This is a genomic window from Paraburkholderia aromaticivorans, from assembly GCF_012689525.1.
GTDB lineage: Bacteria > Pseudomonadota > Gammaproteobacteria > Burkholderiales > Burkholderiaceae > Paraburkholderia > Paraburkholderia aromaticivorans_A.
This window is the reverse complement of the sequence record NZ_CP051515.1, coordinates 2324873-2340272: the sequence shown is the minus strand read 5'-3', so window position 1 is coordinate 2340272 and position 15400 is coordinate 2324873. Positions and strand designations below refer to the sequence as shown.

The following is a 15400-nucleotide window of genomic DNA, read 5'->3' as shown; positions in this document are numbered from 1 at the left end:
CGTCTGCTTAAGATAAATTCAGCGACGTGCAATGTATTTGCTGTCGTGAGGCGGTAGCATCGGGTAGTTCGGTTTCAACCCGTTGCAGATGGGTTCAAGGCGCGGGTGCCCGTCGTAGCAGCAGCGTCAACGCAATGCCACACAATGCGCAGGCTGCCGCGAGCCGATAATTGTCGGCGAGTGAAAGGGTCGTTGCCTGAACGCGAACGGCGCGATCCAGAAGGGCGATCGCACCGGCCGGCACACCAGCGGTATTGCCGTCCAAGCTCACGCCGAATAGCGAGCTCTGTGCGGTCAGCCGTTCCAGCGTTTCGCTGCTGAACAGATTGACATGCAGGCCCAGCAGGTTCGAGTGGATCTGCTCCATCACGCGCTGGGTCACCGCGATGGACGTCGTGCCCAGTTGGCCGCTGAAGAGGCGGGTGGTTTGCACAACCGCACCGAAAGTCAGCGCGTGTTCGGCGGTGACGTGTTTGGCAAAGAAGTAGATGATCGAAGTGAGTGCCATTGTCTGACCGAGCGCCTGCAGCAACTGCGACGGAATGAAGTTGCCTTCTGCCCAGTCGGGTGTGAGTTGCGTGCCGAGCCCGAAGGCGACGGCGACTGTAGCAAAGCCAATCGCGATGACGCGGCGTGCGTCGAGGTGGAGAAGCATGAACGCCACGCACGGAGCGAACAGGATTTGCGGAACGGCCACCCAGCGAAGGGTATTGCCGACCTCGAGCGGCCGCAAGCCGTGGACGCTGGCAAGAAAAATGGATGGAATGAAGCTTGTGTTCAGAACGGTGAAGCGGATCAATCCGACCAGCACCACCAGCAGCGCGACGTTAGGCTTCAGCAGGTATGAAAGGGCAATACCGGGCGCTTCCGTCACCAGTTCACGTAGTACAAAGGCTGCCAGCAATACGGCACCGACGTAAAACATGCCGGTGATGAACAGCGATTGAAACCAGAACAGACGTTCACCCTGGTCCAGCGCGACGAACAGGCAAACGAAGCCACTGGCACCGAGCAGCATGCCGGTATGGTCGCTGCGCGCCGGAGTTTGCCGGATTGCTTCGTTCGGCACCGACATGAGCAGGCAGAGGATGAAGGGGATGGTGAGCGCCGCGTTTTGCCAGAACAACCAGTGCCAACTGAGATGTTCGCTATACCATCCTTCGAGCGTGGCGGAGATGTTCAGCGACATTTCCAGGTTCATCGCGTACGCCGCAATGCCAAAAGGAATAAGCTTGGGTGGAAGGCTACGGACAATGAAGCCGACGGTAATCGGCACGAACACGCCGGACGCAAGCCCTGCGAGTGCCTGGAAAAAGATGAAGCACGCAAAGTTAGTGCTGAGGGGCAGAAGTGTTTCGGCGGCCATAAAGACGACCGCGCCGGCTAGTAATATCCGCCTGGTTCCGAGGACGAAGGCAGCCCACACCGCGATAGGTCCGATGAACATTTGCGAGGCGGTGAAGGCGGTATTGATCCACGCACCTTCATCGAATCCGACGCCGAGCGCACCGCGGATATCGGCGAGCCCAAGCGATGTGATGCGGGATGTCAGCGTGGAAATCATCGCGCCGAGCAGCACGGCGGCGATCGCGGGGAACGGGCGAGCAGTTGAAGATTGGGGAGGCGTGCGCGCGGCGGTCGAAGCGGGGTTGTTTGCAACGCCCGGAATGATAGGGGAATTCATCACTTGAGCCGCGCTTGGGTGTAAGTAGGAATCCGTATCATACAGAAGCAATAAAAATTCTGGGTGCTGGAGGGAGGGGGATTCGCTTTGGACGAAACCACTGAGCGTGGGGGCCGTAGAAAATGAAGCCGCCGAATTCGCGATAGGATCTCGGTACAGACCGGATGATGCCGGCTCGACCCGGAATACGCTGGACGCCGGCATTGCCTGAAAACGACAGCAGTCCCGCGGCGGACCACGGACCGCTCGCCACGGCCAATGCGGGTGCATGGGATCAGAGTAAGCTAAAGCGCTAACTCCGATCGACAGCTTTGCATGGGATCAGAGTAAGCGCTAAAGCGCTAACTCCGATCGACACAGGAGACAGCATGGATCTATTCATGTCGATGGAAGCGTTCGTCCGCGCGGCGGAAGCGCAGAGCTTCGCCGGCGCGGCGCGCCAGATGGGCGTCGCCAAATCGGTGGTGACCTCGCGCGTCAAGCAGCTCGAAGATCATTTCGGCGTGCCGCTCTTTCATCGCTCGACCCGGGCGGTGCGCCTGTCGGAACTCGGCGAGACCTACTACCGCGAGTGCGCCGAACTGGTCACCAAGGTCCACGATCTGTCCGGGCGCTCGCGCGGCGATCCGCAGGCGCTCGCGGGCACGCTCAATATTCACGTCCTGCCGGGCTTCGCGCTCGGCCATTTTTCGCAGACGCTGATCGAATTCCGCGCCGCATACCCACGCGTGGAATTCGTCGTGACCGTCAACGACCGGGTTATCGATCCGGTTCAGGAAGGTTTCGATCTGGCGTTGCAAATCTATCCGCCGGCGTCGAACCTGCTGGTCGAGCGGCGTCTCTTTCCCGTGCGTGGCGTGCTCTGTGCCGCGCCCGGCTATCTGAAGGAGGAGCCGCTGATCGAGACACCACTCGATTTGCTGCGCCACGATTTCGCCCGCTATTCGTATTACCCGTGGGGCGACAAGTGGCCGCTGATGCGTGGCAACGAGTGCTTCGAGATCGCGCTGAATCCGGTGCTCAAAACCAATAGCGTGCACCTGCTGCTCGAATTCGCGAGGGCCGGCGCGGGCGTCGTCTATCTGCCCACCATGGTCGCCGCCGCCGATCTGCTCGAACATCGGCTCGAGCGCGTGCTGCCTGAGTACGCGGCGCCGCCACTGTGGCTGTCGGCGGTGTATCCTGCCTCGCATCGCTCGACCACCAAGGTCAAGGCCTTCGTCGACTTCCTGCGCGCGCGCTATCTGCGTGAGCCGCAGTGGGATAGGGCGCTCGGCATTGCGCCGCCGGACGACGAAACGAAAAGCGTCGGCGAGGAACTGTCCGACAGCTGAGGCCCATTCGAGGCCGGTCAGGGTTCGCCACCAGGTAGTTTCCCTGGCGCGATTTTGGAGCACCCAAGGTTCGCGTTTCCCGACCCTCAGAGCATTGCTGTAGCGCCTGTCGCCGCTTAATCTTCGATGCAAGCAACGCATTCGTGGATCAACTGGAGGCAGACATGCAACAAACCTGGTTCGGCAGCCTGGACAACTTTCGGAAAGGCTCCATCGAAATCATCAAGGGCAAACCGGAGCATTACGCGATGTCGAATGTGTTCGACGTGGCGAGCCGCGCTGAGCCCTACGAGAAAGTCGTCGTCGGCAAAAACCTCAAGTACGTGATCGAGACGCTGCGCGCGGAAGGTTCGTCGCCGTGGTTTGCTGCGTCGCACGATGAATTCGCGGTGGTACTCGACGGCGAGATCGACATCTATTTCATCAAGCCCTCGGACGGCCCGCTGGTCGACGCACAGACCGAAGGCAGCGTGCGCCTCGAAGGCCAGCCGTCGGGCCAGTCGATGGGTCATGTGCGGCTGCGTCGCGGCCATCAGGCACTGCTGCCCGCCGGCGCCGCGTATCGCTTCGAAGCGAAGACTAAAGGCGTGCTGCTCGTGCAGACGATCCTCGGACGCTATTCGGTCGAGAAGTGGGCCGACATCTGCATCCACTGAATCCCTCTACACGATCGATCCATCCGGAGTTCATCATGGACAAACTCAGCACCCTGCAAAACGTCACCGCGAGCGAGGCCGACGCGGTCACCGGTTATCGCACCTTCTGCCTCGGCGATTTCGAATTCAGCCGCGATGCTTACTTCGCCACCGTCAGATGGCCGGCCAAAGGCCAGATCCTTTCGCACCAGATGCACGCCGACGATTTCCTGCGCGCGATGATGCGCGACGTCGCGTGGGGCTTCTTCTACGGTTGGGTCAACTTCGACGAAGTGATCGGCACGCGCAATCACTACGGCAAGGTCGACATGTACGCCGGCGCGTATAACGCGAGCTTCAAGGAAGCGGGCGTCGATCATATGCAGCAGTTCGATACGCCGCTCATCATGGCGACCTTCAAGGCGATCCTGAAGGACTGGGTCAACGAAGGCTTCGACCCGTTCGCCGCACCGGAAGAAACCGGCTCCGCCTTCGGCACGAAACACGGCGACAACATTGCCGCAATCGAGCGCACGCGAATTGCCACCAAACGCATGCCGGGCATCGAAGGCGACTCGCCGTTGCGCGACGATCTGCCGGTCAATCGCCAGTTTGCCGACGTCGGCCAGGACGAACCGGAAATTCACGCGGAGCCGGGTTTTGAAGGCGCACTGCACGCGTTCAGCCTCTTCAAATACCTGTCGCGTTCGGACGTGACCTGGAATCCATCGGTCACGTCGGTGTGCCAGCAGAGTCTGTTCTGCCCGACCACCGAGGAATTCGTGCTGCCGGTGTTTCATGGCAACGACCGCGTCGAGTGGTTCCTGCAACTGTCCGACCAGATCATCTGGGACGTCGCCGACAAGGACAGCGGCGAGCCGCGCGCACGCATCACGATGAACGCGGGCGATATCGCCGCGATGCCGGCCGACATTCGTCACAAAGGCTACTCGCAGAAGCGTTCGATGCTGCTCGTGTGGGAGAACGCCACGCCCGATCTGCCCAAGCGCTACGAAAGCGGTGAACTGCCGCCGTATCCGATCCAGATGTAACTCACCGGCATTCCCCCTGATCGTCGATCGAACGGCGCCAGTCCGCTGGCGCCGCGGGGAAAGTCGCGTCCAGTTTTACTTGCACAGGACTGACATGCAAACGCAACTCTTCATCGGTGGCCGCTTCGTGCCGGCTGCAAACGGCGAAACGCTCGCCTCCCTCAATCCGCACGACAACTCGGTGATCGCCGACGTCGCGATGGCGGGCCCGGCCGATGTCGATCGCGCCGTCGCGGCGGCGAAGGCGGCGTTTCCGAAGTGGAGCAACCTCGCCGCAGCGGAGCGCGGGCGCCTGCTTCTCAAACTGGCCGACGCGATCGAAGCGAATGCCGATAAACTCGCGCGCCTCGAATCGCTCGACACCGGCCACCCGATCCGCGATACACGCAACCTCGACGTGCCGCGCACGGCGGCCACGTTCCGCTATTTCGGCGGCATGGCCGACAAGTTCGAAGGTTCGGTGATTCCGGTCGAGCAGGGCTTTCTGAACTATATGACGCGCGAGCCGGTCGGCATTGTCGGGCAAGTGGTGCCGTGGAATTTCCCGCTGATGTTCACGAGCTGGAAGATGGCGCCGGCGCTGGCCGCGGGCAACTGCGTGATCATGAAGCCCGCCGAGCTGACGCCGCTGTCGAGTCTGGCGATTGCCGAACTGATGGCCGAAGTGGGTTTTCCGGAAGGCGTCGTCAACATTCTGCCGGGCTTGGGTCATGTGACGGGCCAGTACATTGCCGAGCATCCGGAAATCAGCAAGGTCGCCTTCACCGGCTCGACTGCGGTGGGCCGCAAGATCGTGCAGGCGTCGAGCGGCAATCTGAAGAAGGTGCAGCTCGAACTCGGCGGCAAGGGCGCGAACATCGTATTCGGCGACGCCAATATCGATGCCGTGGTGCAAGGCTCGGCGTTCGCGATCTTCCACAACCAGGGGCAGGCGTGCATCGCCGGCTCGCGGATGATCGTGCATGAATCGATCGCCGACGAAGTGCTCGAAAAGTTCGCCGCATTGAGCCGCACGATCAAAATCGGCGACCCGCTCGATCCGTCGACCGAGATGGGACCGCTCACCTCGCGTCAGCACCGCGACCGCGTGCTCTCGTTTGTCGATATCGCTCGCGAACAGGGTGGCCGCGTGCTGGCAGGCGGCAAAGCGCCGGACGATGCCGCACTGGCTAACGGTTGCTATGTGGAGCCGACTATCGTCGAAGCGAAGCCGGAGCATCGGGTCTCGCAAGAAGAAGTGTTCGGTCCGTTCATGACGGTCACGACATTCCGCACCGACGAAGAAGCACTCGCAATCGCGAACGGCACCGAATACGGTCTCGGCGCGGGTCTCTGGACTCGCGATCTTCAACGCGCGCACCTTGTAGCACGCGAGATTCGCGCCGGCATGGTGTGGATCAACTGCTACAAGCGCGTGAGCCCCGCGTCGCCATTCGGTGGCGTCGGCGCAAGCGGCTACGGCCGCGAAATGGGTTTTGAAGCGATGCGCGAATACACGCAGCCCAAGTCGGTCTGGGTCAACGTGGATGCGCAGATCCCGCCTTACTACCCGCGCTGACCCGCCATGGAACCGTTCATCTATAACGGCTTGCCGTCACGCGTGATCTTCGGCGCGGGCAGTCTTGAGCAGATCGATCGCGAGATCGGCTTGCTCGGCGCCAAGCGGGCGATCGTGCTGTCCACGCCGCAACAGCGCGCGCAGGCCGAAACGCTCGCGGCAAGTCTCGGCTCGCTGGCGGCGGGCATCTACGCGGAAGCCGTGATGCATGTGCCGGTCGAAACCGCTCGCGCGGCACGCGACTTCGCAACAAGTGTCGGCGCCGATTGCGCGATCGCGATAGGCGGCGGTTCGACGACAGGACTAGGCAAGGCGATCGCGCTGGAAACCTCGCTGCCGATCATCGCGATTCCGACCACGTATGCAGGTTCCGAGATGACGCCGATCTACGGCCTAACCGAGGGCGGCGTCAAAAAGACCGGCCGCGATCTGCGTGTGTTACCGAAGACGGTGATCTACGACGCGGCATTGACGACGTCGCTGCCGCCCGCGTTGTCGCTGACGAGCGGGATCAACGCGATAGCCCACGCGGCGGAAGGGCTCTACGCACAGGACGCGAATCCGATCATCAGCCTGATGGCGGAAGAAGGCATCCGCGCGCTTGGCCAGGGTCTGCCTCGCGTGATGCGGGAACCCGGCGATCTCGCAGCGCGCGGCGATTGCCTGTACGGCGCCTGGCTATGCGGCGCGGTGCTCGGCAGTGTCGGCATGGCCTTGCATCACAAGCTGTGCCATACGCTCGGCGGCACCTTCAATCTGCCGCATGCCGAGACGCACACCATCGTGTTGCCGCATGTGCTCGCCTACAACCGTGCGGCCGCGCCCGAGGCGATGAAGCGAATCGCCCACGCATTGCACGCCGACGATGCCGCGCAAGCCGTCTTCGATCTCGCACGCGATCACGGAGCACCGACGGCGCTGAAAGACATCGGCCTAACCGCTACTGATCTCGATCTCGCACTCGATCTCGCGTTGAAAAACCCGTACTGGAATCCGCGGCCGGTCGAGCGAATACCGCTGCGTGCCTTGCTCGAAGCCGCCTTCGACGGGCGACGACCCGACTAGCGCGCCCACCTTACTCATACAAAAAAATTCAGGAGACAACCATGGACTCACCTACTTTCGATGCGAGACGCCGCCGCTTTGTCAGCCTCGCGGCAGGCGGCGCGCTCGCCGCCACGACCTCGGCGTTTTCGCCGCTCGTTTTCGCGGCCGGTCCGCGCACACTGAAAATCGGCTACGTATCGCCGCAAACCGGACCGCTCGCGCCGTTTGGCGAAGCGGATCGCTTCACGATCCAGCAGATGCAGACGGCGCTGAAAAACGGCATCGTGATCGGCGGCAAGACGTATCCGGTATCGATCGTCGTCAAGGACAGCCAGTCGAATCCGAATCGCGCCGGCGAAGTCGCCAACGACCTGATCCTCAAGGACAAGGTCGACATCATGCTGGTGTCCGGCACGCCGGAGACGGCCAATCCGGTGAGCGACGCGTGCGAGCTGAACGAAATGCCGTGCGTGTCGACGGTGGTGCCGTGGCAGCCGTGGTTCTTCGGCAGAAAGGGCGATCCGAAGAAGGGTTTCCGCTTCACTTATCACTTCTTCTGGGGACTGGAAGATGTGATCACCGTCTATACGGGCATGTGGCAATCGGTGCAAACCAATCGCAGCGTGGGCGGCCTCTTTCCCAACGACGGCGACGGCAACGCATGGGGCGACGCCAAGCTAGGCTTTCCGCCCGTACTCGCGCAGAAGGGTTTCACGCTCAAGGATCCGGGCCGCTTCCAGAGCATGACGCAGGACTTCTCCGCGCAGATTTCGTCGTTCAAGCAGTCGAATGCGCAGATCGTCACCGGCGTCGTGATTCCGCCCGATGCCAAGAACTTTCTCGTTCAGGCGCGTCAGCAGGGTTTGAAGCCCAAGGTCATTTCGATCGGCAAGGCGCTGCTGTTTCCGACTTCGATCGAAGCGCTCGGCGATCTCGGCGACGGACTGTCCACCGAGGTGTGGTGGTCGCCTTCGCATCCGTTCAAGTCGTCGCTGACGGGGCAAACCGCACGCCAGGTCGCCGACGACTACGAGCGCGTCACCTCGAAGCAATGGACCCAGCCAATCGGATTCGCCCACGCGCTATTCGAAATCGCCGTCGATTCGTTGAAGCGCGCGAAAGACATCGACTCGAACGAAGCCATCCGCGACGCGGTGGCGTCGACAAAGCTCGATACGCTGGTCGGCCATGTCGCGTGGGGCAACGGCCCGGTGAAGAACGTCGCGAAGACGCCGCTTGCTGGCGGGCAGTGGCGCAGGGCACAGGGATCAGGGCAGAAGCATCCCTTCGATCTCGCCATCGTCAATAACCAGCTCGCGCCGAGCGTGCCGCTGTCCGGCCCCCTCAAGTTGATTGCCTGAATTCGAAGCGGAGAGCAGCGATGAACCCAGTGCTCAGACTCACCGGCGTGTCGAAGCGATACGGCGCGCTGCAGGTGACCGACGACATCAGCTTCGCGGTCGAACGTGGCGAAACCTACGGCATTCTCGGCCCGAACGGCGCCGGCAAGACGACGCTGTTCAACCTCGTCAGCGGCGACGTGCGGCCCGATCAGGGCAGCGTCGAATTCGACGGCAAGGATGTGAACCACTTGCCACCGCATCGCCGTTGCGCAGCGGGAATCGGCCGCTCGTATCAGGTGCCGCGGCCGTTCGGCGGCATGACCGTGTTCGAAAACCTGCTGGTCGGCGCGACTTTTGGCGGCGAACTGACCGGCCACGCCGCCTATGACGTGTGCGTCGACGTGCTCGAACGCACCGGCCTCAAGGCCCGTGCCAACCAGTTGGCCGGCACGCTGGGACTGCTCGACCGCAAGCGGCTCGAACTGGCTCGCGCGCTCGCCACGCAGCCGCAACTGCTGCTGCTCGACGAGATCGCCGGCGGTCTCACCGAACCCGAAACGCACGCACTCGTCGACGAGATTCGCCGCGTCAAGGAGCGTGGTGTGACGATCGTGTGGATCGAACATGTCGTGCATGCGCTGCTCGCGGTGGCCGACCGTCTGCTGGTCATCAACTTCGGCAAGCGGCTCGCGGAGGGCTTGCCCGCCGCCGTGATGGACGACCCCGAAGTGCGGCGCGTGTATCTCGGACTGGAGGCGTGACCATGTCGGCACTATTGGAGACTCGCGCGCTGAGCGCGTTTTACGGCGATTTCCAGGCGCTGTTCGGCATCGACGTGACGGTCGCGCCGGGCGAAGTGATCGCGCTGATCGGCTCGAACGGCGCGGGTAAATCGACCTTTCTGAAATCGGTGGCGGGCCTGCTGCGTCCGCGCACTGCCGAGCAGATTCTGTATCGCGGCGAGCCGATCGGCGGGGCAGCGGCAGCGAGCATCGTCGGCAAGGGCATTGCGCTGGTGCCGGAAGGGCGGCGTCTGTTCGCGAGTTTGACCGTCGAAGAGAACCTGTTGCTCGGTGCGTTCAGCAAGCGGCCGGGGCGCTGGAACCTGCAAAGCGTCTATGCGCTGTTCCCGGCGTTGCAGGCGCGCCGTCACCACGCGGCCACCGCGTTGTCGGGCGGTCAACAGCAGATGGTCGCGATCGGCCGCGCGCTGATGAGCAACCCCGATCTGCTGATGTGCGACGAACTCTCGCTCGGGCTCGCGCCGGTGATCGTCCGAGAAATCTATGCGGCGTTGCCCGAGATTGTCGCGCATGGCATGAGCGCGATCGTCGTCGAACAGGACGTGCAACTGGCGCGCCGCGTGTCGGCGCGGTTTTATTGCTTGCAGGAAGGGCGCGTGTCGTTGACGGGCGTCTCGTCTGAGGTGTCGGACGAGGCGATCACGCAGGCGTATTTTGGAGTGGCCGCATGAACACGTTCATCAATATCGTCGTGCAGGGCGTGCTGTTGGGCGCGCTCTACGGGCTCTTCGCGATGGGCCAGTCACTCGTGTTCGGCGTGATGCGTCTCACCAATACCGCGCATGGCGACTTCATCGTGCTGCTGGTGTTCGTGCTGTTCGCGTTGACGAGCTTCGCCCATCTGCCGCTCGCCGTCGCGCTGGTGCTGTTGCTCGTGATCGCGTTCGGTGCGGGCTATGGCGTGCAGTTCGCGCTTCTGAACCGCGTCAGCAGCCGCGATCCGTTGCCGTCGCTGATCGTCACGTTCGGTCTGTCGATCGTGATTCAGAACGTGTTGCAGCAGATCTTTTCCGCCGATCCACGTTCCATTGCCACCGGCAGTTTCGAGTCGCGCAGCATCACGCTCGCGGGCGGCATCACGCTCGGCTATTTGCCGCTCGTCACGCTGGTAGCGACGGTGGCGCTCGCCTTCGCGATGCAGTGGCTGTTCGGCCGCACGCCGCTCGGCCGTGCGTTTCGCGCCACCTCGGATGATCGCGAAATCGTGCAGCTGATGGGTGTCTCGTATCGCCGCACCTACGCGCTGGCGATGGGCATCGCCTTCGTGCTGATCGCGGTGGCCGCGGCGCTGTACTCGATGCGCACGGCAGTGTCGCCGACCGATGGTCCGGCGCTGCTGCTGTATGCGTTCGAGGCGGTGATCATCGGCGGCATGGGGTCGTTCTGGGGCACCTTCGTCGGCGGCATGGCGCTCGGCATCGCGCAGCAGGTGGGCTTTTACTTCGACCCCGGTTGGGGCATCTGGCTCGGCCACGTGGTGTTTCTCGGCGTGCTGGTGGCGCGGCCGCAGGGCTTGCTGCCCAAAACCGCATAGAGGCTTCGACATGACCATGCAATTGAACCAGCCCGCAGCGGGCTTCGAGGTGCGGCGCGCGACGCGTGCGAGCCGCGTGGCGGTGATCGTGCTGCTGATCGTCGCGCTGGCGGTGGCGAGCGCGCCATGGTGGGCAGGACGTGACGCCATGCGCGACTTCGTGCAGTTGGCGTCCTATCTGGTATTCGCGTTGATGTGGAACCTGCTGGCGGGTTATGGCGGGATGGTGTCGATCGGACAGCAGGCGTTTTTCGGCATCGGCGGATACGGGATGCTGATTCTCGCCAACTACTGCGGCATCTCGCCGTTCATCGCGGTGCCGATTGCTGCGGTGATTGCGACGGTGGTGGCGATCCCGGTGTCGATCGTGGCGTTCCGGCTCGAAGGCGGCTACTTCGCGATCGGCACCTGGGTGATCGCTGAAGTGTTCCGGCTGACGGTGGCAAACGTCTCGGTGCTCGGCGGCGGCTCGGGCACGAGTCTCACCGCATTGCAGGACGTGCCACGTGCGTTGCGCGAATCGCTGACGCTGTGGCTGGCGCTGGCCATCGTCGCGGCGGCGATCGGCCTGCTGTATCTGTTTCTGCGCTCGAAAGCCGGCCTCGCGCTGACCGCGATGCGCGACAACGCGGTGGCGGCCAGCAGCCAGGGCGTGGACGTGAAGCGCGCACGCCTGATCGTCTATCTGGTGTCAGCGTGCGGCACCGCATTGGCGGGCGGCCTGTACTTCATCGGCAACCTGCGCATTTCGCCCGACGCCGCGTTCTCGGTGAACTGGAGCGCGTTCGGTATTTTCATCGTGATGATCGGCGGACTCGGCACGCTCGAAGGGCCGATCATCGGCGCGCTGATCTTCTTCCTTTTGAACCAGTTCTTGTCCGATTTCGGCACCTGGTATCTGATCGGCCTCGGCGCACTGGCGATCGTCGTGACCCTGTTCTTTCCGCAAGGACTGTGGGGCTTCGTCTCGCACCGCTACGGCCTGCAATTGTTCCCCGTGGGCCGGCGCGTCGTATTCCGCGACGCCGGTCCCTCTCAACAACGCTCGCCGGACGGCGCGTCCGATTCGCTCGACGCGGGCTCGGCGGCACACCGTGTATGAGGCCAACCATGAACGATAAAACCATCCACCCGTTAACTCAGAACGTGCTCGACACGTTTGCCGATTGCACCGATCCACGCCTCAAGCAGATCATGACCGCGCTGGTCACACACCTCCATGCTTTCGCCAGCGAAGTTGAACTGACCGGCGACGAATGGCTTCGAGGCATCGAGTTTCTGACAGCCACCGGCAAGATGTGCAAAGGCATCCGCCAGGAGTTCATCCTGCTATCGGACACGCTCGGCCTGTCGATCATGGTCGATGCGATCAATCATGGGCCCGGCGGCGTCACCACCGAGAGCAGCCTGCTCGGCCCGTTCTATCGCGAAGGCGCGAAGGAAGAAGAATTCGGCGCCAACATCGCGCGTACGGAAGGCGAGCCGACGCTGATTCATGGCCATCTCGTCGACGAACGCGGCGCGCCGGTGGCCGGTGCGTTGATCGAGGTGTGGGAAACCGCGAACAACGGCATGTATGAAGGCCAGGATCCCGATCAGCCCGAGAGCAACCTGCGCGGTAAATTCCTCTCGGGGCCGAACGGCGAATACGCATTCAGGACCATCAAACCGACCAGCTATCCCATTCCGACCGACGGCCCGGTCGGTCGGATGCTGATGGCGACCGGGCGTCATCCGATGCGGCCAGCCCATATCCATTTCCTGATCGTAGCGCCGGGCTACGAGACGCTGACAACAGCGCTTTACTCCGACGGCGATCCCTACGTTCACTCCGACGCGGTGTTCGGCTCGAAGCCGTCGCTCGTGATCGACTACGTGCCGAACCACGACGCGGCCGCTGCAAAAGAGTGGGCACTGCCGAGCCCGTTCTTCGAAGTGCAGCGCGACTTCGTGCTGTCCGCTCATCACGCATGAGGAGGCGACGCGATGAACGCCGCGAATCCTGAACCTCACCAAGGCTTTCTCTGCGCGCTCGACGACATTCCCGACGGCGGCGCGCTTGAAATCCCCGCCGACCATGCCGGCGTGCCAGGCATCGTGGTTCTGCGTCGCGGCGACGACGCATGGGCTTACCGCAACATGTGCCCGCACTTTTCGATTCCACTGAACTACGAACCGAACACGTTCTGGGCCTACGACGCCGAATTGCTGATGTGCGCGCACCACAGCGCGATGTTCCGCTTCGAAGACGGCGTGTGCATCGATGGACCGTGTGAGGGCGCATCGCTCACACCGGTCGACATCCGCATCGAACAACGACAGATATTCAACAACGACTGGAGGAGACAGCTATGAAAAGCAGGAAGCCGAAGCGCCTGGCGATCGCAGGCTGCACGTTTGCATGCATCGCGCCGGGTATCGCGCCAGGTATCGCCGTCGCGCAAAGCAGCGTGACGCTGCAAGGCGTGATCGATGCGGGCGTCACGTATGTGAACAATCAGCATGGCGGCGCCGCGACGCTGTTCGACAGTGGTGTGCTCTCGCCGGACCTGCTGACGTTCAAAGGCAGCGAAGATCTGGGCGGCGGCAACAAGGCGATTTTCGAACTCACGTCGCAGTTCGACCTGGGCAGCGGCGCGACCATTCCGGGCGCAGGGCAGTTGTTCAACCGCACGGCGCTGGTCGGTCTCACCAACGACCGCTTCGGCTCGCTCACGTTCGGCAACCAGTACGACTTCATGTTCGAAACGCTGACGCTCGGTCTGTATGACGGCGCGTTCCTGTTCGGCGGCATCTACGATTTTCGCCAGGGGCCGTTTACCGCGCTGGGTGTGCCGAACAATCCGACCGGTTCATTCGATTTCGACCGGATGGCGGGCGCGACGCGCGTGGGGAACTCGGTCAAGTATCGCAGCCCGGACATCTCGGGTTTCACCTTCGGTGCGCTCTATGGATTCGGTGGCGTGCCCGGCTCGTTCTCGTCGGACTCGACGATGAGCTTCGGCGCGAACTATGCAAATGGCCCGTTGGGCATCGGCGCCGCGTATGTCGAGGTGAAGTATCCGCAACTGGGCGACGGTCACGACGGCATCCGCAATTTCGGCTTCGGCGCGCACTACAACTTCGGCAGCGTGCTGGGAATGTTGCTCTACACCAATACGAAAAATACCGCGAGCGGCGCGAAGATCGACGTCTACAAGGGCGGCGCGTCGTGGACGATCTCAGGTCCGTGGACGCTCGGTCTCGACTACGCGTACATGAAGGGCAACGACGTGCTGCTGAACAACAAGGCGCAACAGGTCACCACCGCGTTGCAGTACAGCTTTTCGAAACGCACCACCGCCTATGTCGAAGCGATCTATCAGCGCGCCAGTGGCGACGCGGCTGTGACGCGGGCATGGATCAACGGTCTGCTGCAACCGGACGGTGCGGCGAGCAACCGGTCGCAGACGCTCGCGCGCATTGGTTTGCGCACGAGCTTTTGACGATCCGGGCGGCCGGGGCCTGATCCAGGGATTGTCCGAATTTCGAAAGTGGTTGTCAGGCGCACTTCCCGGGAGACGATACCATTCCTGAGGGCCTCACTGACCCGGTCGTTACGGCGTCGCGCACGCGGCGTGACAGTCGGTATTCCATTCATGCGTAGGTGTTGACATGGCACAGTCTCTGGAAGGGAAAGTCTGCGTGATACTCGGCGGTTCCGGCGGTATCGGCAGTGCGACGGCGAGGCGCCTGGCGGCACTGGGCGCGCGGATCGTCGTGACCAGCCATGCGAATTTGCAGAAGGCGCAAGCGGTTGTCGACTCGCTGCCAGGAAGCGGCCATCTCGCCGCGGCAGTTTCAATCACCGACAGTAGCGCGCTTAACGATCTGGCCTTGAAAGTGCAAGCCGACTATGGGCGCACGGATATGCTGGTGAATACGGCTGGCATCACGCAGGCCGTGCCGCACGCGAATCTCGATGCACTCACCGACGAACTGATCGACCAGATATTTGCCGTGAACTGGCGAGCGCAGTTTGCGGCGATCCGCGCTTTCCGTGCGCTACTCGATGCAAGCGGCGATGGTCTGGTGGTCAACGTTTCGTCCATCTCGGGGACCACGGGGCAGGGCAGCAATATCGCCTATTGCGCCGCCAAAGCAGGGCTCGACGTGATGGCCGCTTCGTTGGGACGGGCGCTGGCGCCGCGCATTCGGGTGTTGAACGTATCCCCTGGAGCGGTCGACACGACGTTCGTGCCCGGGCGCGGCGCCGACTTCAATGAGAAAGTCGCGGCGACGACACCGCTTCGCCGCATCGGCACGCCAGACGACGTGGCTTCGGCCATCGAGGCGTGCGCGACGCATCTGACGTTCAGCACGGGCGTCACCGTGGTCGTCGACGGTGGGCGCCGCCTGAATTGAGCACGC

Annotated in this window: 15 protein-coding genes; 14 read left to right on the top strand and 1 reads right to left on the bottom strand. The window is 62.8% G+C overall.

The genetic code is table 11. The features are described 5' to 3' along the window. Positions 1-94 precede the first annotated feature (94 nt). Positions 95-1735 (bottom strand): MFS transporter, encoded by a 1641-nt coding sequence (locus HF916_RS22315; RefSeq protein WP_240975466.1) that lies wholly within the window; start codon positions 1733-1735, stop codon positions 95-97. A 317-nt stretch (positions 1736-2052) separates the two neighbouring features. Between HF916_RS22315 and HF916_RS22310 the strand changes: the two genes are divergently transcribed. The 14 genes from HF916_RS22310 (at position 2053) to HF916_RS22245 (ending at position 15394) form a co-directional block, all read left to right on the top strand. Continuing rightward, the gene (locus HF916_RS22310; protein WP_168790973.1) at positions 2053-3018 is read left to right on the top strand and encodes a LysR family transcriptional regulator; all 966 of its coding nucleotides are present in this window, start codon (positions 2053-2055) and stop codon (positions 3016-3018) included. 164 nt (positions 3019-3182) lie between these two features. Beyond that, entirely contained in the window at positions 3183-3674 is a 492-nt protein-coding gene (locus HF916_RS22305) for a hydroxyquinol 1,2-dioxygenase (RefSeq protein ID WP_106301548.1), read from the top strand. Positions 3675-3709: 35 nt separating this feature from the next. Then, positions 3710-4705 carry a hydroxyquinol 1,2-dioxygenase gene (locus tag HF916_RS22300; protein ID WP_168790972.1) on the top strand — a complete coding sequence of 332 codons (996 nt, stop codon included), beginning with the start codon at positions 3710-3712 and terminating at the stop codon, positions 4703-4705. Positions 4706-4799: 94 nt separating this feature from the next. Next, positions 4800-6263 carry an aldehyde dehydrogenase family protein gene (locus tag HF916_RS22295; protein ID WP_168790971.1) on the top strand — a complete coding sequence of 488 codons (1464 nt, stop codon included), beginning with the start codon at positions 4800-4802 and terminating at the stop codon, positions 6261-6263. 6 nt (positions 6264-6269) lie between these two features. Next, the gene (locus HF916_RS22290; RefSeq protein ID WP_168790970.1) at positions 6270-7328 is read left to right on the top strand and encodes a maleylacetate reductase; all 1059 of its coding nucleotides are present in this window, start codon (positions 6270-6272) and stop codon (positions 7326-7328) included. 41 nt (positions 7329-7369) lie between these two features. After that, positions 7370-8671: an ABC transporter substrate-binding protein gene (locus tag HF916_RS22285; RefSeq protein WP_168790969.1), complete on the top strand. Its 1302-nt coding sequence runs from the start codon at positions 7370-7372 to the stop codon at positions 8669-8671. 20 nt (positions 8672-8691) lie between these two features. After that, positions 8692-9414, top strand: a complete 723-nt coding sequence (locus tag HF916_RS22280; protein ID WP_168790968.1) for an ABC transporter ATP-binding protein — start codon at positions 8692-8694, stop codon at positions 9412-9414. A 2-nt stretch (positions 9415-9416) separates the two neighbouring features. Beyond that, complete coding sequence (locus HF916_RS22275) at positions 9417-10127, top strand: ABC transporter ATP-binding protein (RefSeq protein ID WP_168790967.1); 711 nt, start codon at positions 9417-9419, stop codon at positions 10125-10127. Further along, a complete protein-coding gene (locus HF916_RS22270) occupies positions 10124-10990 on the top strand; it encodes a branched-chain amino acid ABC transporter permease (protein WP_116121178.1) in 867 nt (288 codons plus the stop codon). The genes HF916_RS22275 and HF916_RS22270 overlap by 4 nt, the downstream gene beginning before the upstream one ends. A 10-nt stretch (positions 10991-11000) precedes the next feature. After that, positions 11001-12092, top strand: a complete 1092-nt coding sequence (locus tag HF916_RS22265) for a branched-chain amino acid ABC transporter permease (RefSeq protein WP_240975464.1) — start codon at positions 11001-11003, stop codon at positions 12090-12092. Then, complete coding sequence (locus HF916_RS22260; RefSeq protein WP_168790966.1) at positions 12089-12964, top strand: intradiol ring-cleavage dioxygenase; 876 nt, start codon at positions 12089-12091, stop codon at positions 12962-12964. Before HF916_RS22265 ends, HF916_RS22260 begins: the two co-directional genes overlap by 4 nt. Before the next feature lie 12 nt (positions 12965-12976). Then, the gene (locus tag HF916_RS22255; RefSeq protein ID WP_168790965.1) at positions 12977-13345 is read left to right on the top strand and encodes a Rieske (2Fe-2S) protein; all 369 of its coding nucleotides are present in this window, start codon (positions 12977-12979) and stop codon (positions 13343-13345) included. After that, positions 13342-14475 (top strand): porin, encoded by a 1134-nt coding sequence (locus HF916_RS22250; protein ID WP_168790964.1) that lies wholly within the window; start codon positions 13342-13344, stop codon positions 14473-14475. The genes HF916_RS22255 and HF916_RS22250 overlap by 4 nt, the downstream gene beginning before the upstream one ends. 169 nt (positions 14476-14644) lie before the next feature. Next, positions 14645-15394, top strand: coding sequence for an SDR family NAD(P)-dependent oxidoreductase (locus HF916_RS22245; RefSeq protein WP_168790963.1), 750 nt, complete (start codon positions 14645-14647; stop codon positions 15392-15394). Positions 15395-15400 lie beyond the last annotated feature (6 nt).